The sequence below is a fragment of the Flagellimonas olearia genome (genome assembly GCF_009184425.1).
GTDB classification, from domain to species: Bacteria; Bacteroidota; Bacteroidia; order Flavobacteriales; family Flavobacteriaceae; genus Flagellimonas; species Flagellimonas olearia.
This window is the reverse complement of sequence record NZ_WELG01000002.1, coordinates 478,801-499,513: the sequence shown is the minus strand read 5'-3', so window position 1 is coordinate 499,513 and position 20,713 is coordinate 478,801. Positions and strand designations below refer to the sequence as shown.

The 20,713-nt window shown below is 43.8% G+C and carries 19 protein-coding genes; 6 read left to right on the top strand and 13 right to left on the bottom strand.

Features of this window, described 5'->3' with window-relative positions:
* Position 1: 1 nt before the first annotated feature.
* The 10 genes from F8C76_RS11655 to F8C76_RS11610 form a co-directional block, all read right to left on the bottom strand.
* The gene (locus F8C76_RS11655) at positions 2 to 1,585 is read right to left on the bottom strand and encodes a SulP family inorganic anion transporter (protein WP_152131871.1); all 1,584 of its coding nucleotides are present in this window, start codon (positions 1,583 to 1,585) and stop codon (positions 2 to 4) included.
* A gap of 83 nt (positions 1,586 to 1,668) precedes the next feature.
* Positions 1,669 to 1,980: a hypothetical protein gene (locus tag F8C76_RS11650; protein ID WP_152131870.1), complete on the bottom strand. Its 312-nt coding sequence runs from the start codon at positions 1,978 to 1,980 to the stop codon at positions 1,669 to 1,671.
* Positions 1,981 to 2,035: 55 nt separating this feature from the next.
* Positions 2,036 to 2,800 (bottom strand): SH3 domain-containing protein, encoded by a 765-nt coding sequence (locus F8C76_RS11645; RefSeq protein WP_152131869.1) that lies wholly within the window; start codon positions 2,798 to 2,800, stop codon positions 2,036 to 2,038.
* Positions 2,797 to 4,581 carry a BatD family protein gene (locus F8C76_RS11640; RefSeq protein ID WP_152131868.1) on the bottom strand — a complete coding sequence of 595 codons (1,785 nt, stop codon included), beginning with the start codon at positions 4,579 to 4,581 and terminating at the stop codon, positions 2,797 to 2,799. Before F8C76_RS11640 ends, F8C76_RS11645 begins: the two co-directional genes overlap by 4 nt.
* Positions 4,581 to 5,477, bottom strand: coding sequence for a tetratricopeptide repeat protein (locus tag F8C76_RS11635; protein ID WP_249042408.1), 897 nt, complete (start codon positions 5,475 to 5,477; stop codon positions 4,581 to 4,583). Before F8C76_RS11635 ends, F8C76_RS11640 begins: the two co-directional genes overlap by 1 nt.
* Entirely contained in the window at positions 5,458 to 6,504 is a 1,047-nt protein-coding gene (locus tag F8C76_RS11630; RefSeq protein WP_129653751.1) for a VWA domain-containing protein, read from the bottom strand. The genes F8C76_RS11635 and F8C76_RS11630 overlap by 20 nt, the downstream gene beginning before the upstream one ends.
* A gap of 3 nt (positions 6,505 to 6,507) precedes the next feature.
* Positions 6,508 to 7,506, bottom strand: coding sequence for a vWA domain-containing protein (locus F8C76_RS11625; protein ID WP_152131867.1), 999 nt, complete (start codon positions 7,504 to 7,506; stop codon positions 6,508 to 6,510).
* Positions 7,507 to 9,162 carry a BatD family protein gene (locus F8C76_RS11620; RefSeq protein WP_152131866.1) on the bottom strand — a complete coding sequence of 552 codons (1,656 nt, stop codon included), beginning with the start codon at positions 9,160 to 9,162 and terminating at the stop codon, positions 7,507 to 7,509.
* Positions 9,163 to 10,029: a DUF58 domain-containing protein gene (locus F8C76_RS11615; RefSeq protein WP_152131865.1), complete on the bottom strand. Its 867-nt coding sequence runs from the start codon at positions 10,027 to 10,029 to the stop codon at positions 9,163 to 9,165.
* Between the two features lie 68 nt (positions 10,030 to 10,097).
* Positions 10,098 to 11,099 (bottom strand): AAA family ATPase, encoded by a 1,002-nt coding sequence (locus F8C76_RS11610; RefSeq protein ID WP_129653748.1) that lies wholly within the window; start codon positions 11,097 to 11,099, stop codon positions 10,098 to 10,100.
* 158 nt (positions 11,100 to 11,257) lie between these two features.
* Here F8C76_RS11610 and F8C76_RS11605 point away from each other — a divergent pair, with 158 nt between their 5' ends.
* The 3 genes from F8C76_RS11605 to F8C76_RS11595 are packed head-to-tail and all read left to right on the top strand — an operon-like array spanning position 11,258 to position 14,032.
* On the top strand, positions 11,258 to 12,130 hold the full coding sequence (locus F8C76_RS11605; protein ID WP_152131864.1) for an aldo/keto reductase: 873 nt from the start codon (positions 11,258 to 11,260) through the stop codon (positions 12,128 to 12,130).
* Between the two features lie 13 nt (positions 12,131 to 12,143).
* The gene (locus F8C76_RS11600; protein ID WP_152131863.1) at positions 12,144 to 12,899 is read left to right on the top strand and encodes an SDR family NAD(P)-dependent oxidoreductase; all 756 of its coding nucleotides are present in this window, start codon (positions 12,144 to 12,146) and stop codon (positions 12,897 to 12,899) included.
* Complete coding sequence (locus F8C76_RS11595; protein ID WP_152131862.1) at positions 12,896 to 14,032, top strand: ATP-binding protein; 1,137 nt, start codon at positions 12,896 to 12,898, stop codon at positions 14,030 to 14,032. The genes F8C76_RS11600 and F8C76_RS11595 overlap by 4 nt, the downstream gene beginning before the upstream one ends.
* On the opposite strand, the gene F8C76_RS11590 is transcribed toward F8C76_RS11595, so the two are convergent.
* Positions 14,029 to 15,954 (bottom strand): amylosucrase, encoded by a 1,926-nt coding sequence (locus F8C76_RS11590; RefSeq protein WP_152131861.1) that lies wholly within the window; start codon positions 15,952 to 15,954, stop codon positions 14,029 to 14,031. The genes F8C76_RS11595 and F8C76_RS11590 overlap by 4 nt on opposite strands.
* 2 nt (positions 15,955 to 15,956) lie before the next feature.
* Positions 15,957 to 16,901 carry a carbohydrate kinase family protein gene (locus tag F8C76_RS11585; RefSeq protein WP_152131860.1) on the bottom strand — a complete coding sequence of 315 codons (945 nt, stop codon included), beginning with the start codon at positions 16,899 to 16,901 and terminating at the stop codon, positions 15,957 to 15,959.
* A gap of 156 nt (positions 16,902 to 17,057) precedes the next feature.
* Between F8C76_RS11585 and F8C76_RS11580 the strand changes: the two genes are divergently transcribed.
* A complete protein-coding gene (locus tag F8C76_RS11580; protein ID WP_152131859.1) occupies positions 17,058 to 17,783 on the top strand; it encodes a metallophosphoesterase family protein in 726 nt (241 codons plus the stop codon).
* Positions 17,784 to 17,837: 54 nt separating this feature from the next.
* On the top strand, positions 17,838 to 18,833 hold the full coding sequence (locus tag F8C76_RS11575; protein ID WP_116216488.1) for an acyl-ACP desaturase: 996 nt from the start codon (positions 17,838 to 17,840) through the stop codon (positions 18,831 to 18,833).
* Between the two features lie 16 nt (positions 18,834 to 18,849).
* Here the strand turns inward: F8C76_RS11575 and F8C76_RS11570 are convergent, their stop codons facing one another.
* Positions 18,850 to 19,407, bottom strand: coding sequence for a hypothetical protein (locus F8C76_RS11570; RefSeq protein ID WP_129653740.1), 558 nt, complete (start codon positions 19,405 to 19,407; stop codon positions 18,850 to 18,852).
* Between the two features lie 482 nt (positions 19,408 to 19,889).
* On the opposite strand from F8C76_RS11570, the gene F8C76_RS11565 reads away from it, so the two are divergent.
* Positions 19,890 to 20,654, top strand: coding sequence for a hypothetical protein (locus tag F8C76_RS11565; protein ID WP_152131858.1), 765 nt, complete (start codon positions 19,890 to 19,892; stop codon positions 20,652 to 20,654).
* The last annotated feature ends 59 nt before the right edge of the window (positions 20,655 to 20,713 follow it).

Below are 20,713 nucleotides of genomic sequence, written 5' to 3'. Positions count from 1 at the left end.
GCTATGCCGTTTTTTTCGGTCTTAGATTAAAAAATTCAATATAACTTTTTGGGTTTTCAACAACCCCTCTCTCGGAAATGATCTTAATGTCTATTTTCCGCGTTTTTGCCTTACTCGAGAAGTCCTCCAAAATCTCAACAATGTCATTGTCCAAGAACCGTGTTTTTCTAACATCCAATTCAAGATAGGAATTTTCAGGAAGTCGATCCAACTCTTTTAAAATGGCTCCTTTATTGATAAAGGTAACTTCTTCGGCCAAGGTCATTTTTATTTTGTGGACCCCATTGCTCTTGTCCTCTATATGAAGGAAATGGGAGTTTTGGTAACTCTTTATGAGGATGACCACAATTCCAACCCCCAAACCTAGTGAAATTCCGATCAATAGATCGGTGAAAACAATTCCAACCACGGTTACCACGAAGGGAACAAACTGCTTCCATCCAGAATTGTACATGGTCTTGAAAAGGCTTGGTTTTGCCAATTTATATCCTACAACAAAGAGGATGGCTGCCAAGACAGACAAAGGAATCATGTTGAGAAGTTTGGGAATCAGGATTACCGAGGCCAACAATAAAAACCCATGGATAATGGCCGAAGCCTTTGTTCTACCGCCAGATTGAATATTGGCCGAACTACGAACAATTACTTGGGTCACGGGAAGTCCACCGACCAACCCAGCAAGGCTGTTCCCTACCCCTTGGGCAAGCAATTCCCTATTGGTTGGGGTTACCCGTTTGTGTGGATCTAGCTTATCCGTGGCTTCAACACAAAGCAAAGTTTCCAGACTGGCCACCAATGCAATGGTAAAGGCTGTGATCCATACTTCGGGATTGGTTATGGCCGAGAAATTGGGAAAACTGAACAAGCCTGCAAAAGACTCCAAGCCATCTGGAATTGGAACACTTACCAAATGCTCGGCGGAAATACCCCATTGGGCATCGCCTGAGGTAAATGAAAAATAAAGGATTCCCAAAACCACGGCTACTAGAGGCCCTTGGACCAATTGGAAAACCTTGGATTTTTTACTTAGGACCCTATCCCAAAGAATAAGGATGGCCAGGGCCACTATGGCAATCAAGGTGGCACCGGGACTGATAAAGTTAACCGCGTTGAGAATTTCACTGAATGTGTTTTCCCCATCCACCTGAAAGAATGCCCAATCCCCTTCCGGATCGGCATCGTATCCAAAAAAGTGTGGAATCTGTTTTAAAATGATGATGATTCCGATTCCCGTCAGCATTCCTTTGATTACGGATGATGGAAAATAATAGGCAATGACCCCTGCTTTTAGCATTCCAAATACCATTTGGATGATACCTCCCAAAACTACGGCCACCAAGAAATTTTCGTAACCTCCCAGGGTGCCTATGGCGGTCAATACAATAGCCGCAAGACCAGCTGCAGGACCACTTACGCCAATGTGTGAGCCACTTAGTGCCCCCACAACAATACCCCCGATAATTCCAGCAATAAGACCTGAAAAAAGAGGGGCGCCACTGGCCAGTGCAATTCCCAAACAAAGGGGAAGAGCCACAAAAAAGACCACAATACTGGCTGGCAAGTCATTTTTAATATACTTGAACATAATAATAAAGATAAAGTTGCCTTCAGAATTTAAGGCATGCTGAAGACAGTTAGAAATTGATTGTTGATGTGTTTTCCGGAGAATTAAACCAATCTTCTGGGAGGGGGGTCAAGAATTTCAACAGTATAATCCAATACGGGAAACATATACCCTAGAGAATTAAAGTCCTGTTCCTGATTAAGGTAAGTATCCACAGGAAAAAAATTCCGAAGCAAAAAATACTTGCTTTCAAAACTCTTGCTGCCTGTTGTTTCGTTGCTGTTGTTTTCCTCCTCGGAAGAACCAAGAATTATTGCGGTACAGTACTCCTTTCCCAAAAAGGGAACAAGGGGAGAGGTCATGAGAATCATGACCAACATCACCGAGACAAAAGGAAAAGCCAACAGTCTTAGCACTATACTCTTTTTTGCAAAAATAAAAGGATGGGGGATATTTTTTGTTAAATAATGTTTAAAAGTCCTTCAACAGCTTAATGTCGTTGCCCAACAACCATCCTGTCTGCCCATCTGAAATCCGGATTTTCTTCCAATCGTCCAATTGGTCCAGAACATTCACTTTGGTACCTTCGTGAAGGGTAAAGACTATTTCACTGTTGTTATTGGGTTCAGAGGATACCCTAACTTCTTTACTGAAAACAATGGCAGGGTTATCCTTTTTGAATTCCTGGCGTTGTAAGTAGGCCATAAGAACCGACAGGACTCCTAGGGCCAATGCAAAGATGCCCACAATGAAGGCCAATCGTTTTTGATTGGCAAAGCGAAGAAAAAAATAGGCTAAATAACCCAGAACGAAAAGAATGATGAAAGCAATGGCCAAATAGGCCCATTGATCAAAGGAAAATAAGCTTACCACACTTTCGTAGAATTGGGCTATTTCTGTTTTGGGCATATTTTCTATGGCGTCCAACCTCATGTTTTGGGCATAGCCCAAATTGTTCAGGATTTCATCGTCATTGGGATCCAGCAACAAGGCTTTTTCATAATAATAGATGCTAGGTCCAATGGCGTTGAGCTTATAATAGCAATTGCCCATGTTAAAGTAAAGTTGGGCGGAATGCTCCCCGTTCTTTAGGATTTGATCGTAATTTTCAATGGCCTTGGAGTATTCCCCTTTGTTGTACAGTTCGGTGGCCTGCTCAAACAGGGCCTTGCCTTGGGAGAACCCAAAGGAAAATGAAAGGAAACAGAGGTAAAGAACGAATTTTTTTATACTCATAACTGTTTGTCCAAATTAGAGATTACCGTACTGGCTTTTTCATAATCATTCTGCATCTGCACATCTGAAAAGGGACTGTAACGGGCCATTTCACAACTTTTTAGTAAATCAATAAAGCCGTCAACATCTACAGGGTCCACTTTTTTGTCCAACAGGATGGAAGTGATTTTTTCCTTGCTGAATTCAGAGGTCTCGATTTTTAGTTTGGCTTTTAGATAGTTATGTAATCCTTTTTCCAAAGCCACATAAAAGGCTTCTTTGTTGCCCAGTTCCTTTTTGGCCGTGGAGAGGTATTTTCTGGCCAATTTATTGGCTTTCTTTATTTTGTTTCCAACCACATCCTGTGCAATGGCCTCTCTTTTCTTAAAAGAAAAGATGGCAATCGGAATCAACAACAAGGGACCGAACAGCAAGAGATAAAACGTATTGGAGCCAAAAAAATAGTTGACGCCAATAGGACTGAGGTTGGGATTGATCTTTATAAAATGGAACTGTTTTCCCGTTGGCACCACCAATTGCTTGCTGGTGTTGGTTCCTGCGGCATCGTTTGCCGAAGCACTGGTAGGTCCTTCCAAGACCTCGATATTGATTTCTTCCGAATTAAGGGTGACGTACTTTGCCGTACTTGGGTTGAAATAGCTGAAAGAAATACTGGGGATGGGATATTTTCCCCGAAATGAGGGAACAATGGTGTAATTATTGGAAACCTTCCCTTCCATTCCGGAACTATAGGTTTGTATATTTTCTTCATGCTCAGGGTCATAGACTTCAAGGGCACTTGGCAGCTCGGGCTCAGGAAGTTGAAAGAGTTTCAGGTTGCCCTTACCAGAAACTTCTACGATGGCCTGTAACGACTCGGAAGCGTTGAGTTGTTTTTTGGTTGCGGTCACTGAAAACTCGAAATCACCCACAGCACCTCCAAAATTCGCCGGTTTTCCCGCCTCAGGAAGCGATTTTACGTTGATGGTTCTTTTTCCCGCCGAAACCGTTTTACTGGTCTGGGTGTAGATGCGTCCGCCAAAGAAATCCCTTCGGTTGGTGGGTACGTCCACAAAGATTTCCAAGGAAAGAGGCTCAATATCCAATTTACCTGCTTTTTGGGGATATAGTACCACTCTTTTCAACACTACGTAGCGATAGGGCTTTCCTTCATAAGTGCCGTTCTGGGCCGTGTGTCGGGTCACGGGAATGTCCTGACTCCAAAAATTGTTGTACGTAGGATTGTCCAAAGGGCGATAGTTGGTAACACTGATATCCGGACTTACATAGAGCTTGTAAATCACGGTCACCGCCTCATTGAGATAAGGATTTCCTTTGGAAACTTCGGCCACCAAGTGTAGACTCTCGTCGGCTACGTCATCCACGGTTTTTTGGTCACTGGGTTTGTCCACGGCAGCGGTAACCTCAACAGTTTTGGGAAGGGTTTTGTAGGTCTCTCCCCCAATATCAATAGTGGCCTGCTTGATGGTAAAGTTTCCTCTTGCCGTAGGGACCAAAATATAGGAATAGGTTTTTGAAAAGCTTCGCTTTCCATTGACCCATGATGAACTTATGGATTGTGAAGGACCCATGACCACCTTGAAGCCTTCAAAGGGAGGCGGATTGAAATTATCCCCGTCCTTGTTCATACTGAACTCTACCCTAAGTCGCTCGTTGATACCCAACTTTTCCTTGCTGAGGTTCATTTGAAACGTAACCTCTTCATCTTGGGCATAGGAAGATATCCCTACAAAAAGGGAGATGATGGTAAAAAGTAAAATTTTGCCCCTCAACCTATACATTACCAGTCTTTTTCGTTTTTGATTTTCTTGCCCCTTACTTTTCTTTCCTCCATCTTCTCCTGAACCTTTTTCTCCTCGTTCTGCATGGCCTCTAAAAGGTTTTGAATCTGTTGTTCGGATAGCTGATTGGGTCGTGGTTGTTGTTTTTGGTCCTCAGGCTGATCTCCTTGATTGGGTTTTTTCTCCTGCTCCTTTTTCTTGTCGCCGTCCCCCTCTTGATTTTCCTCAGGCTTGTCATTACCGTTATCGCCTTGATCGCCCTCGTCCTTGTCCTCGTCTTCGTTTTGCTTTCCTTCGTCCTGCTTATCGTTGTCCCCTTCGTTGTTTTGGTCTTGGTTCTGATCCTGGTTTTGGTCTTGCTGATCCTGCTTGTCCTGATTATCCTGGTTCTGGTCGTTTTGTTGTTCGTCTTGCTGTTTCTCCAACATCTTTTTGGCCAAGGCCAAATTGTAACGGGTCTCATCGTCATTCGGATTACTCCGCAAGGCTTCCTTGTAGGCTTCGACGGCCTTTTCGTATTCCTTGTTCTTCATGAACACATTGCCCATGTTGTGAAAGGCCTTATGCTTTTCAGGTTTGTCTTCCGCAGTTTCGCCAGCTTGCTTATAACGGCCAAAAGCTTCTCCAAAGCTTTCCCGATTGTAATAGGCATTTCCCAAATTGAAGGGAGCGGCCACATTCTTTTCGCTCTTTGAAATGGCCCTTCGGTAATTGGCTTCCGCAGTTACAAAATCATTGGAAGAAAGCTCCTCATTGGCCTCATAAGTAAGGTTGGTTGAGTTCTTCAGTGCCTTTTCGGCAACTTTTTCCGCTTCTATTCCGTCCTGGGCCAAGGCAATGCCTGTGCAAAGTACCAGGGCAAACGTCCATCTCATCTTATTCATCATCGTGCTCATTGAAAAGATTTAGTTTTTTTAACCATTGTGTTTTTCTATCCAGAATGAAGATGTCCAAAAATAGAAATAAAAAGGCCGCCCCAAGAAACCATTGGAACTGGTCTTGGTATTCGGCAAATTGTGTGGCCTCAAATTCTGTTTTATCCATCTGGTTCAAGAGTTCCTTGATGTACTCCACGGCTTGTTCCGTGTTGGAGCCATCAATATATTCCCCATTACCACGATCCGCAACTTCCGCCAAGATGGCTTCATTAAGTTTGGTAATGACCACTTCACCTTGATTGTCTTTTTTTAAGCTTTCCACCACACCATTTCTTTTGATGGGAATGGGGGCCCCTTTGGGTTTTCCCACCCCAATGGTGAATACACGGATGCCATTTTGAACGGCACTTTCCACCGCGTTGGTGGTATTTCCTTCTGAATGGTCTTCCCCATCGGAAACAATAAAGAGCACCCGGTTGGTCTGCTCAGAATCATCATAGTACGTGGTGGCCAAGTCGATGGCTGCGTCGATGGCGGTTCCTTGGGACGACAGCATATCTGTGTTCATGCTCTGCAAGAACATTTTGGCGGCTCCATAATCCGTGGTGATGGGTAACTGTGGATAGGCTTGCCCGGCGTAGGCAATGATGCCGATACGGTCACTTGCCAATTGGTTGATGATTTCCGAGACCAAACGCTTTGCCTTTTCCAATCGGTTGGGGGCTATGTCCTCCGCCAGCATACTTTTGGATACATCCACTGCGAAAACAATGTCCACACCTTCCCTTTTCACGGTTTCCATTTTGGTTCCGATTTTGGGGTTTACCAATCCCAAAACGAGCAAGGATAAACCGGCCAGAAGGAAAACCAATTTCACCGCCGATTTAAAACTCGATTTATTGGGTGCCAATCGCCTTAGCAATTTGTTGTCCGCAAAACTACGTTGGGTCCGTTTTTTCCAAATTTGAAGAAAAAAGAACGCCAGGACCATTACGGGAATAATGCCCAAGAGATAGAAGTATGTTTTTTCATCAAACTGAACCATATGCTAGATAAAGCTTTTAAATATGGAATTACGCAAGGTCCATTCCAATAGGAGCAAAACACCTGCCAAAAAAATCAATGGCCGGAACTTTTCCTCGTACTTGTAATATTTGAACTCCTCTATTTCGGTTTTTTCCAACTTATTGATTTCATCATAGATCTCTTCCAACTTCTCGTTGTCCGTTGCCCTAAAATATTGTCCACCGGTCACCTGTGCGATTTCCTTGAGCAACTCCTCATCAATTTCCACTTGGCGCATTCCATAGCGAAAAGTGCCATCAGGGTTATAGGCCACGGGAGAAAGGGCATTTCCATTGGTTCCCAGACCAATGGTGTAGGTCTTGATGCCAAATTCAACAGCCAGATCCGCCGCGGTTTGGGGTTCAATAAAACCAGAATTGTTCACGCCGTCGGTCAGTAGGATGATGACCTTACTGATGGCCTTGCTCTCCTTCAATCGATTTACAGAGGTGGCCAATCCCATGCCAATGGCCGTTCCGTCTTCCAATTCACCATAGGTGATTTCCCTTAAGGCGTTCAACACAATGGCTTTGTCACTGGTAATGGGTGTTTTGGTATAACTTTCGCCCGCGTAGCCCACCAGACCAATACGATCGTTGGGACGTTGTTTTATGAAATCCGCAGCCACTTCTTTCAAGGCCGAAAGCCTGTTGGGTTTTAAATCCCGGGCCAACATACTGGAAGAAACGTCTATGGCCATGACAATGTCTATGCCCTTGGTGGTCTTGGTGCGGGTGGAAATATCCTCGGTTTGTGGACGGGCCAAAGCGGTAATAATGGCAGCCAAGGCCAAAAGGCGCATTACAAATAGGATAGGTCTCAATTTAGACGTCCAACTACTTACGGAAAACCCTTTAATGCTTGAAATCCTCAAGGCAGCAGTTTGGTTTCTGTGCTTGAAAACATACCATAGCAAAGCCAGTGGAAGCAATAAAAGCAACCAGAAAAACTGTGGATTTGCAAATTCTATATTCTCAAACATCTATGCCTGTGTTTTTACGTCCAATGTGTTTAATATTCGGTCCACGATCTGCTCTGCATAGGCATCCCCATCTTCCCATGTGATCACTACCTGCTGCATAAAGCCTTTTCCACCAAAGGAAAGGATGGTGTACTTGGCCTTTTTGGATTGATCTTCACTTGGGCCCATAACAGTTCCGGTGCCAAAGGTCTTTAAGCCTTTTACCCCGGATTTTGTAGTGAACTCTTCTTGTTTGGTGATGATATTTTTAAGTCCAAGCCCTTCAAATGTGGCCAAGGTAGCACCAACGGCTGCTGAAAAGTCAGGGTCTTTTTCTTCTTTATAAATGGCGGAACTGGCCGAGACGGAGAAGATACCAACATAACTTCCGTAGGAAAACGATTGAAGTTCCTTGACCAATTCTTCAGCCTCAGGGGGCAATTTTACCTCTTGGCGCACCAGTACATCCGGTGTTTCCAGTTCAACTGGAGGAAAACCGTACGAACTGGACACCCATTCCCCTTCCAAAAGGTCTTTGGTGGGATAACCAAAAACGGTGTCCCTAACTTGTTTAAAACCGTAGTAGGCAATGGAGGCTCCTGCTCCCAAAAAGACCAGTCCTGCAAAAATGGCCGCGGCCCAATAAATGCGTTTGCGTTGTTTTTTCTTGGCAAGCTCTTCCAAGTATTCTTCATTGAGCAACAACTCTTCCTCGGTAGGCTCGGGGAGGGCGTCGTGGGTCTTGACCACAATTTGTTCCACTATTTTTCGGTCTTGTTCCGCGGTTGCGGGTCTGGATTTGGCGAATTTCACCAAATCGGCAGTCTGTAAAATATTTTGGAATTGATGCAGCGTCTCATCGTCCAATTTGAGCTCCCCGGCATCCTTCAACATTTCAAGTTTGGACATCAACTGTCCGGTGGTACTTTCCATGGCCGAAACATGTACTTCGTCCTCCAAATACAACCGAACGATATCCGTCAGTTCGGAATAGTATTTCTTGTATTCGTCCTGGATGAGGTATCGGGAATTTTCCAATTTCTTCAACTCCAACAAGGCGCGATCATAAGGGGGCAAAAGGGCCACTATTTCCTCCTCTGTGAGGGGTTTCTTCCTTAGGAAGAACCAGTATACCAATCCACCAACAATAAGCAGTCCCAATAGAACCCATAGCAAAGTTTTCCATAGCTCGGCGTTACTGCGTTCCACCTGCATCAAAGGTTTGATGTCGTACATTTTCTGTTTGGTGGTGTCCACGGCCACATCGGCCACTTTTATATTGAAAGAGTCCGTGAAAAAAGGCTGTTCGTTGATCGCGATACGTTGCGGGGGGATAGTGTAGGCTCCACTGTCAAATTGGGTAAGGGAATATATCCGTTGGAGGATAACCCTATTGTTGTTTTTGAGGGTATCTCCAATGATGGCCTCCACGGTTTCCAAAGGAGAAAAGGTCTGTCCCTCTGGAAAATGGACCACATCAGTGGAATCGGTTTCCACGGTGATGGTGTATTTTATCTGCTCTCCAATTTTTATGGAAAGGGTATCTACATCAGTGGAAATTTTGGAATCGGTTTGTGACCACCCCACAAAGGGCAATAGAAAAAGGCAAAGGAGGGTCATCAACACCATTGGTGCTATATGACTTTGACCTTTCAATTTTAACCTTTCCATTCGCATTTATCCTCTTCGTTTAAAGTAACCCAACAATTTTCGTACATAACTTTCATCCACCCTGCAATGGATCACGCCACAACCACTTTTGGTAAAGGAATCCATGAAATAGGAGACTTTGTCTTTATGGAATTGGCCATAGGCATTTCGCACTTTTTTGGATTGGGTGTTCACCAACTGCATGGTTCCGGTCTCAGCATCCATCATTTGGACCATACCCAGATTGGGAATGGTTTCTTCCCGTTCATCAAAGACGCGGATGCCGGTAACATCGTGTTTGTTCCCCACTATGCGAAGGGTATTGTCATAATCATCGGCAATAAAGTCCGACAGCACAAAAACGATGGCTTTTTTCTTCATCACGTTAGTGAGAAATTTTAAGGCTTCGGCAATATTGGTCTCGCTGCTTTTTGGAGTGAACTCCAACAATTCACGTATGATGCGTAACACGTGACTTTTACCTTTTTTGGGAGGGATAAAGAGCTCAACCTCATCGGAGAACAAAATCACCCCTACCTTATCATTGTTCTGCAGGGCCGAGAAAGCCAGCGTGGCAGAAATCTCGGTAATGATCTCTTTTTTGAATTGGTTGGTAGTTCCAAAAAGCTCCGACCCACTCACATCCACCATTAGCATCATGGTGAGCTCACGTTCTTCCTCAAAGACTTTTACAAAGGGTTCGTTGTAACGGGCGGTCACGTTCCAGTCAATGGCCCTGACATCATCCCCAAATTGGTACTGACGCACTTCACTGAAGGTCATACCCCTGCCTTTAAAGGTAGAATGGTATTCCCCACCAAAAATATGGTCGGAAAGACGCCGGGTCTTTATCTCAATTTTACGTACCTTCTTAAGTAATTCCTTTGTGTCCATTGGGTTCAAGAAATAGGTTTTCGGGTTGGTTAAAAGTAGGGCTACTTTGACCGAGAAACATTGAACCGTTACGGTACTTCTACCTCGTTTACAATTTTGTTTATGATTTCTTCCGAGGTAATGTTTTCCGCCTCTGCTTCGTAGGTAATGCCTATACGGTGACGAAGCACGTCATGTACAACGGCCCTTACATCCTCTGGGACCACATAACCGCGTCTTTTGATAAAAGCATAGCATTTGGAAGCGTTGGCCAAGTTGATGCTTCCCCTTGGGGAGGCACCAAAACTTATCAGCGGCTTTAGGCTTTCAAGGTTATATTTTTCCGGATATCGGGTGGCGAACACCAAATCCAGAATGTATTTTTCAATTTTTTCATCCATATATACCTCCCGTACTGCTTGTTGGGCACTTAGGATTTGCTTGATGCTAACCACAGGTTTTACTTCCTCATAGGAACCCTTGAGGTTTTGGCGGATGATTAGTTGTTCTTCGTTGAGCTTGGGGTAGTCTATTACCGTTTTCAGCATAAAACGGTCTACCTGCGCTTCGGGAAGCGGGTAGGTTCCTTCTTGCTCCACAGGGTTTTGGGTGGCCATTACCAAAAAGGGAGCGTCCAGTTTAAAGGTTTCATCCCCAATGGTCACTTGTTTTTCCTGCATGGCCTCCAGCAAAGCGGATTGCACTTTGGCCGGCGCCCTGTTGATCTCATCGGCAAGGACGAAATTGGCAAAGATGGGTCCTTTTTTAATGGAGAAATCGTTTTCCTTTATGTTGTAAATGAGTGTCCCTATCACATCGGCAGGCAAGAGGTCCGGAGTAAACTGGATACGGCTAAAACTACCCTTTACGGCCTTGGCCAAGGTGTTGATGGCCAAAGTCTTTGCGAGCCCGGGAACTCCTTCCAAAAGAATGTGGCCCTGGCCCAAAAGACCAATGAGCAACCGCTCCACCATATGTTTTTGACCCACAATGGCCTTGTTCATTTCATTGGTAAGCAGGTCAATAAAAGCACTTTCTTGGGCAATTTTCTCATTCACAGCACTAATATCTATAGTAGTGTTTTCTTCCATATAAACCTTTATTGTTATGTGTTTAAGTCAGTCTGAATGCTAAGAGGTGCAAAATGAAAATTTATTTAAAATTGGCCTGTTAATTAATGGTTAAAAAAAACGGTAAACCCCTAGTTTTATGAAGGATTTAAGGGTTTAATTTTATACTTTCATCCCATATGAAAGAGAGAGATACGTATTCCAGGATCATTGCTGGAACCATGACATGGGGAAGTTGGGGCAAAAAACTTTCCAAAAGCGAAATGATTGATTTGATGCAGCATTGCATTGAATTTGGGCTTACCACCTTTGACCATGCCGACATTTATGGTAGCTATTCCACTGAGGCCGATTTTGGCCAGGCTTATGCCGAAAGTGGCATCAAACGGGAGGATATCCAATTGATTTCCAAGTGTGGCATACAGATTACCCGTGGCAGGGAAAATCGCATCAACCATTACGAATACAGTAAGGATTACATCATTTGGTCTGCCGAGCAATCGCTTAAAAAGTTGAATACAGAATATCTGGATTTGCTTTTACTGCATCGTCCCAGTCCGTTGATGGAACCCCATGAAATAGCGGAAGCCATTGATCATTTATTACAAACTGGTAAGATCAAACAATTTGGGGTTTCCAACTTTACCCCATCGCAAGTGGCCATGTTGGAAAAGACGATTCCTGTTTCCGGAAACCAAGTGGAGTTTTCATTGACATACGATTCTCCCATGTACGATGGAACATTTGATGATTGCATCGCAAATAATAGGATGGCAATGGCATGGAGCCCCTTGGGAAGTTTGTTCCGTGAGGAAACGGAACAGACCCAACGAATAAAAAAAACCATGGTGCCTTTGATGGAAAAATATGGGGCGGATGAAAGTCAATTGCTTTTGGCGTGGCTCCTCAAACATCCGGCTATTGTATACCCCGTCATAGGTACTACGAACAAAGACAGAATAACCTTGGCCAAGAAGGCCCTAAACATAGATTTGGAACTACAGGATTGGTTTGTTCTTTTGGAAGCAAGCCAAGGCCATGGCGTTCCGTAAACCAAAATACAGAATGAAGAAAACAGCATTGATCACTGGAGCTACCAGTGGTATTGGAAAGGCAACGGCGGAGATTTTTGCAAAGCAAGGATTTAATTTGGTCTTATGTGGACGTAGACAAGATCGTTTGGATGACCTAAAGGAGAAACTTGGGGGGAGTATTGAAGTGCATACGTTGAACTTTGATGTGAGGGACAGGGATGCTGTTTTTGCAGCTGTTGAAAGTTTACCCAAAGCTTTCGCCCAAATTGATATTTTGGTCAATAATGCCGGAAATGCGCACGGGCTTGACCCCATAGACAAGGGAAGTATTGATGATTGGGAAGCCATGTTGGACATCAATGTAAAAGGCTTGTTGTACATGTCCAAAGCCATATTGCCCCAAATGGTGGAACGCAAGGCCGGGCATATCATCAATATTGGGTCAACGGCAGGAAAGGAAGTATATCCCAATGGGAATGTGTATTGCGCCAGCAAGCATGCCGTGGATGCCATCAACCAAGGAATGCGGATAGATCTCAATGCCTATGGTATTCGGGTTGGAGCGGTGAATCCTGGTTTGGTACAGACCGAATTCAGCGATGTGCGGTTTAAGGGAGATACCGATAAGGCCTCTAAAGTATACCAAGGATTTCAACCTTTGAAACCTGAAGATATTGCGGATATCATCCTTTTTGTGGTCACCCGTCCCTATCACGTGAACATTGCAGATTTGGTGGTGATGCCCACGGCCCAAGCGAGCAGCACCATCGTGAAGAAGGAGCTATGATCAATAAACGCCTACTGGTAAAGAATCTTTTAGCGCATAACGACGAAAACAGTTTTTACGACAAAAAGCGCTTTATATCCATAGGCGAAAAAGAAGGCAAGGCCAAATTTTTAAAGCATGTTTGTGCGTTGGCCAACAGCAACCCCAAGAACAACTCCTTTATTGTGGTTGGAGTGGAGGATGCCGACAATGAGATTGTGGGGGTCGATTTTTTCGATGACAGCAAGATCCAGAACTTGGTGAATGCCTATTTGGACAATCCACCCATCATTTCTTATGAGAACATTCCATTTCCCCATTTGCCCGAAGGTAAGGTGGTGGGGTTGGTCACCATCCGATCTAATGGGAAGGTCTGTGCCCTTCGAAAGAATATTTGGAAGTATTATGGTGGAGCCGTTTTCTTTAGGGAAGGGAGCATTAGTCTCCCCAAGGCTTTTGATATTGAGTTGAAGGACATAAATTCCGAGGTAGTGGCCACCATAGAACAACATGCTCGTAACAATATTGAATTGACCTTGGATGCCGTCATCAACTTCATGAACACCAGACATCCCGATTTGACTAGCAATTATAAAGTCTTTAAGGAACAGTTTGTGGTCTGTTGGGCAGGTAACAAGAAAAAAGTAAAGAACAAGACGTATTATTCACGGGTGGATATAGAATTGATCAACGAGCAGGTAAAACTATTCTATTCGGCCTTGGATGAGATTACCATTGCTTACGATGATGATTCGTTCAGTACCTTGGAGTTTGTGCAGCTGGGATTGGGCGTACAGCAAAAGTACTATCCCTTGGAAGAAGTGGTCATCACATTTTCGGAAAATGGTAAGTACACCATCAACAGCAAATTGATTTTTGAGCCCCCTCAGTACGACAAAAAAACCTTGTACCACGTGTACAATTCCAACAATGCACTCCTACAAAAACTGGAAAAGAAAATAACTCTGACCAACGCTGAACAAATTGATCTTACCCATTTACCGGCCACTTACCTTATTTGCTACCTGAACGGCTTTGAAGAGGCCAAAGAACAAATGGACCAGGCCCGTCCCCTGTTAAAGGAATATGATCAGAGTGTGTATCTATCTTTGAAGGAATCCCAACGCATCCTTAGAAAAGTACGGTACAATTAATCTTTTTTCAACCAGATCATTTGGTAGGGCATTACTTCCAGCAGGCCACTATTCACCTTGACGTTTAAGCCGGACACCAAATCTTTGGGGTCTCCTTGGGCAAAATACCCTAACTTTTTTACCCAACTGGTCTCCATGACTTGCGGGCCTTCATCAAAATTGCAGATGACCAGCAGTCCTTCTTTTTTGTTGGTTCGTTCAAAAACCAGGATGTGCTCGTTTCCGGTATGGTATAGGGCCACATCATTGTGGTCTACAAAAACCAAATTTTCCTTTCGGATGGCAATCAATCGTTGAAGCTCATGGAATACTTGGGAAGAGGGCAGTTTACTATTTTCCAGTTTTGAAATGGTTTCCCAATCCTGTAGAGGGCGGTTTAACCAGCGGCTATCGTCTTTCTTGGAAGGGTCATTTTGGAAACTGTAGTCGTTCAAGGTGGCGATCTCATCCCCGGCATAGATGAGGGGGATTCCACCAAACGCTAGAATAATGCCATGCATCATGATGATTTTGGACACGGATTGATCAATCAGGGAATTGTTTGCTTGGGAGAGCCCTTTTTCCAGACCCAATAAAGAGGCGGCACTCCCAGTGATCCTGCCATCTCCAGTTTTTGGATTGTACATAAAGAGATGTCCTGTTGCCGGGGACCAATCCAATCGTTGGCAATAGTAATCCAGTAAAAATTTGCGGTGTTGCTCTGGGTTCCATCCCAGTTCCTGGATCAAATGGTTTTCATATCCCAAACCAATATCGTCATGGCAACGGATGTAATTGATCCATGTACAATCCTTGGGTTTTGGAGGAACATGGGCCAAACTTTTATACAGCAAGGAAGTTTTTTTGGTGGCAATGGAATTCCACAAAAGGGCCATTAGGGAGGCATTATAGGCAACCTCGCATTCGTTCCCTTTTGTAGGTCCTTCACCAAAATATTTAATGATGTCCGTTGGTGCCACAATGGCTTCGGCCAGCAGAATGGTACCTGGTGCCACCACCTGTAGGCACATTCTAAAAAGTGAAATAAGGTTATGTGCCTCTGGTAGGTTTTGTGAAATGGTTCCCATTTTTTTCCAAAGGAACGCGAGGGCATCAAACCGAACCACATCAACCCCCATGTCTGCCAGTTTGATCAGATTGGTGAGCATTTCCAGAAACACTTCAGGGTTGGCATAGTTAAGGTCCCATTGGTAGCTGTTGAAAACGGTCATCACCCATTTTTCCATTTCTGGGACATAGGTAAAGTTCCCCGGGGAGGTTTCCGGGAACACTTCCGGCAAGTTTTTTTCAAACTCCAATGGAATGGTATCATCCTCAAAGATGTAATAGTAGTCTTGATATTTTTTATCGCCCTGAACCGCTTTTTTGGCCCAAGGGAATTCATTGGAGGTGTGGTTTACCACAAAATCCAACATTAGGAATATCCCCTGTTTTCTGAATTCAGTGGTCAAAGCCAACAAATCTTTCTTGGTGCCGTATCGTTTATCCACCTCATGGTAGCTGTTTACGGCGTATCCCCCATCATTTTCTCCTTTGGGCCTTGTGGTGATGGGCATGATATGGATAAAGTTGATGCCCAATTCTTTGAAATAGGGTATTTTTTCTTGAAGCCCTTTCAAATCTTTGTTGAAATGCTCTACGTAGAGTTGCATGCCAACCATTTGCTCGGACTGATACCAATTCCCAGCTTTTAAACGCTGCAAATCCTGTTTTTGTAAGGCTTCGGGACGGGAGGCGAATAATTTGGGAAGCAGTTTCAACAACTTTTCAAAATGCTTTGGATGGGCTTCCTTGGGGTACAGGGAAAAGAAAAGCTGTTGGATCAAACTTAAATTTGTGGCCAATCTAAGGTCGAACAAGACCTTTGGGTCATTTTCCTTCAATTGGGAACGCAGAAGCTGATGTAATTGGGCTTGGGTCATTTTTATGGTTCCAACTGTTCCTTGGTGGGCAATGCCGCAATAGCCCCATATTGGGTGGTGGTCAGGGCGCCGGCCCTGTTGGCTTTGGCGACCATTTTTTCCAATAGGTCAAACTGTTCAAAAACAGGATCAAAATTGCCCAAGTCCGAAATTTGGTGGAGAAGGCATCCTATGAACGCATCTCCTGCACCCGTAGTATCCACGGGCTGTACGGCAATGCTCGGAATAATTTTTTTAGTGCCCAGGGCACTGAGTAAAGTACCTTCTGCACCAAGGGTTATGGTTATGATCTTGGCACCTGCCTCGTGCATAAAATCACAAGCTTTTTTAGGGTCTGCTATGCCCGATATAAGTTGGGCTTCCTCCAAACTGAACTTGCACAAATGGGATTTTTCCACAAAAGGCATGCATTTTTTAATGAAGGTTTCTTCCTCATCTTTCCACAGATCTCCCCTAAAATTGGGGTCAAAGGAGATGAACATTTCCTTGGTGAGGGCATCAAACAAGTATTTGCTATAAGTCTTTTCCAAAGGACCGCCCAATAATGCCGTTGCGGCACCCAAATGCAAAATATTGTCCTTAAAGCTTTTTCGCAATAGGGGGTCATAGTCCAATTCGCGGTCGGCACCCCTGCTGAACACAAAATCGCGTTCACCATCTTCTGCCAAGGAGACAAAGGCCAATGTGGTGAACGTATCGGAGAGTTGGGTCAATGAGATATCTACATTTTCTGCTTTGAGCACATCGAGCAAAAAACGCCCAAAGGGATCGTCGCCAACACAACCTATAAAAATACCTCTTCCGCCAAGTTTGGAGATGGCACAGGCAACATTGGCCGGGGCACCGCCAGCCTTTTTGGTAAATTTTATAGCCTTGGAAAGATCGCTTCCTTGGTTTTCAGCCACAAAATCTATCAGTAGTTCCCCAACACAAAATACCTTTTTCATTTCTCCTTGTACTATCCCAATGTACATATAAAAAAGCGCCTTGGCCAAAAATTATAACGGTTTTGTGGAGATCTGTGTCAGATACACCCCAAAACTTTACCTTAATTTAGTACGAACCGTACCTTTTGTGTGTAATATTGCCAAAAGTTTTAGTGTATGCGGACATTGGTTGTGGGGGATATCCATTCAGGAGTAAGGGCATTGGAACAACTTCTTCAACGTGCCAAAGTTTCCCCAACGGACCATCTTATCTTTTTGGGGGATTATGTGGATTCATGGAGTACTGCGGTGGAAACTGTGGATTTTCTATTGGCATTGAAAGAGGAATATAAGTGCACGTTTATAAGGGGGAATCACGATGAACTCTGTAGGGAATGGCTCTTGACCAAAAAAGAGAACCCGCAATGGTTGGCCCATGGAGGAACAGCCACAAGGGATTCGTATGTGGGGGATGATCGAGACAATTGGGACGCTCACCTTGAGTTTTACGCCACCTTGGAGAATTATTATTTGGCTGAGGACAATAGGCTCTATCTCCATGCAGGGTATACCAACCTTAAAGGGGTGGATTTCGAATATTTTGAACAATCGTTCTATTGGGATCGCACGTTATGGGAGCTTGCCATGGCCGTGGACCCAAAACTTACTCCAGACGATTCAAATTTCCCCAAACGTTTGAACCACTACAAAGAAGTTTTCATTGGCCACACGCCTATTTCAAAGAAAGAGGAAGTGGTGCCCAAAAATGGAGGCAATGTCTGGAATGTTGATACCGGAGCAGCTTTCATGGGGGCGCTGACCATGATGGATGTGGAAACCAAGGAATTTTGGCAAAGTGATCCCGTACATACATTTTATCCTGGGGAAAGAGGAAGAAATTAAAACTATTCCATCCGTTTTTAAATTTTAATGGAGATCTTTGTAAAAATTTAGTTTATGCCAGAAAAGAATATTCGGTTGGAGGTGATGCAAGCCATCGAACCGAAAGTGGAAGGATTTATGAAGGAGTTTCTCATTCCTACGGAAGAAATATGGCAACCGACAGATTTCTTGCCAGATTCCCAAAGCGATAAATTTTTTGATGAAGTGGAAGAGATCCGTGGTGAGGCCAAAGAATTGGGATACGATTTTTGGGTGACCTTGGTTGCGGATACCATTACCGAAGAAGCATTGCCCACCTATGAATCGTGGTTGATGGATGTTGAAGGAATCGATCAACACAACGGCAAGGAAAATGGATGGAGCAAATGGGTAAGGGCATGGACTGCGGAAGAGAACAGGCATGGCGATGTGCTCAACAAGTACTTGTACCTATCTGGCCGCGTGAACATGCGGGAAGTGGAAATTACTACCCAACATTTGATATCCGACGGATTTGATATAGGGACTGACAGAGACCCTTACAAGAATTTTGTATATACCTCGTTTCAAGAGCTGGCCACCAACATTTCCCATAAACGGGTAGGAAAGTTGGCCCGTCAAAAAGGCAATAAATCTTTGGCCAAAATGTGTAATATTATTGCGGGTGATGAAATGCGACACCACTTGGCCTATAGGGAATTTGTGAAAATTATATTGGAGCATGACCCCAATAATATGGTTTTGGCCTTCGCAGATATGATGAAACGAAAAATAGTGATGCCCGCTCACTTTTTGCGTGAATCCGGTGGAAGTATAGGCTTGGCATTTGAACAGTTTTCAGATTGTGCCCAACGATTGGGTGTATATACCGCCCAGGATTACATTGACATTCTACAAAAGTTGAACGATTATTGGCAATTGGGAAGCTTGCAATCCCTTTCGGATACAGCAGAAAAAGCCCGGGACTATCTTATGAAACTTCCGGAAAGGTTGCAGCGTATCTCCGAACGGATGAAATTTTCCGAAGAGCAGCACACCTTCAAATGGGTCACGGCCAACGGAATGCTTTAAAACAATATCAGGTAGCTTAGAATTTTCCGGCCCTATGTTTTTCTTGCCATTGGGCAAGCTGTTCCCAGTGTCCTTCGTGGGCCATTTTAGCCTGCATGGGCCAAGATGCCGGGTCATGGATCCTATATCGTTTTCCACCGGAATCGAGTACTTTTTGACAGGTGTCCGCCGATGTTTCGGAAAGCGCCTTCCATGTTTTAATATCGAAATTATGGAAGAGTCCCTCTATTTTAGGGCCAATACCCTCAACAATTTTGAGGTCGTCCAAACTTACTTTTTTACCCAATGCGGTTTTTGCAGAAACAGGATTGAACGATTCAGAAATGATTTTTTCCGGTTTAACCAGTGATTTTGAGTTTGGCTTTGGAGTACTGAAAGATGACAAACGTTCCTTGCAGGTCTTCAAGTCGGCCCTGAGCTTGGCGTTTTCAATATCCAGACTGTTCAGTTCATTATAATTATCGGGAGCAGATGGAATATCTGACTTTCCAAACATGTATCCCAAAATACCTGAGATAATCGCCGTTAGCGCCAAGATAATCCAGTACCAGGTGTTTGAGTCTTGGAAATCCATTTTTTGAGGTTGTATAGTTTGCAAACGTCCTATCCAAAATATTAAAAAAATCTTAATTTTTTTAGGATAATTACAAGAATTTGAGCTTTTTGGAAGCTATCTGTAAGAAGTTGACAAAATCAGGAAACTGAAAACAGTTCTAAAGGAACCAATCACACATTTTTTTCTACCACTGATACGATAGCTTGAAAAGCATAGGCTGAATAGTTGGAAATTTGCAACAAATATTAGGTAAGGAACCCTATTTCTCCCGACAAAGCTCCGGCATTGAAATAGGGTTTAATCAAACTAAGTTTGAGTTAGTTAAGTTGGTTTTTTAAGATCGCCCGTTTAGTGTTCATCCTAAATGGGCGACTTTGTTTATACCCCTTGTAAGAAGGGTCTTTCAGCAACATTAAAAAAATGTTAATCAAAAGTTAAGAATATGTTAATAGTATCTGATTTTTAGTACATTAAAAGGTTAACCTTAAAAACTAAACAAGATGAGAAGAACACTATTAACATGCATTGCATTGGTTGTTGCAATCTGTTCTTATGGACAAGTGGCCTATTTTCAGTATAGGGTGGTTCCTCAGGACAGGGAGGCTGATTTTGTTGAAAAAGAAACCAAGTATTGGGCAAAAGTGGCCCAAGCTGCGGTAGACAAGGGTAAAATGGCCAGTTGGTCGCTTTGGAGAAAGGTAGGGGTAACCGAGGAAGGTGCTCCCAATTATGTTTTTGTAAACGTGTACGACAGTTTTGAGGCCGCCGATCCGAGCCAGATCTGGAACAGTGAAAATCTAAAGACCATGGGGGTGGCACCTGGTATGGTAGAGACCAATTCTTTTACCAAGATCCCTTTTGATTATTGGTTGCAGATGGAGGATATGATACCTGGGGATTATAAATATGCTTTGGTAAACTATGCCATGCCCAAAAGCAGAAACGGGTTTATCCAAGAGAACAAGGAACTCTGGAAGCCCCTTCATCAGAAGAATATTAAAAGTGGAAATTTGGGGATGAAATCATGGGGATTGATGTCCGTGGTTTATCCCACCGGGAGACTTGCCAGATTTTCAGTCTTGACTTGGGATGGATTTGACAAGATTTCCGATGTCATGAACTACCTTCGTTACAATCCCAGTGGAATGGATGGGGATTTCCAAGAAGTGGTTTCCAAATCCAAAATGGGCGAAATAATGCCCGAAGGAGGTTTTGAGTACAGTATCCTTTATGAATTGGTGCATAGGATTGCACCAAAGGAATGATGACTTACTAAAAAAGAAAAGCCCGGATATCCTCCGGGCTTTTTTTATGGGTTGAACTG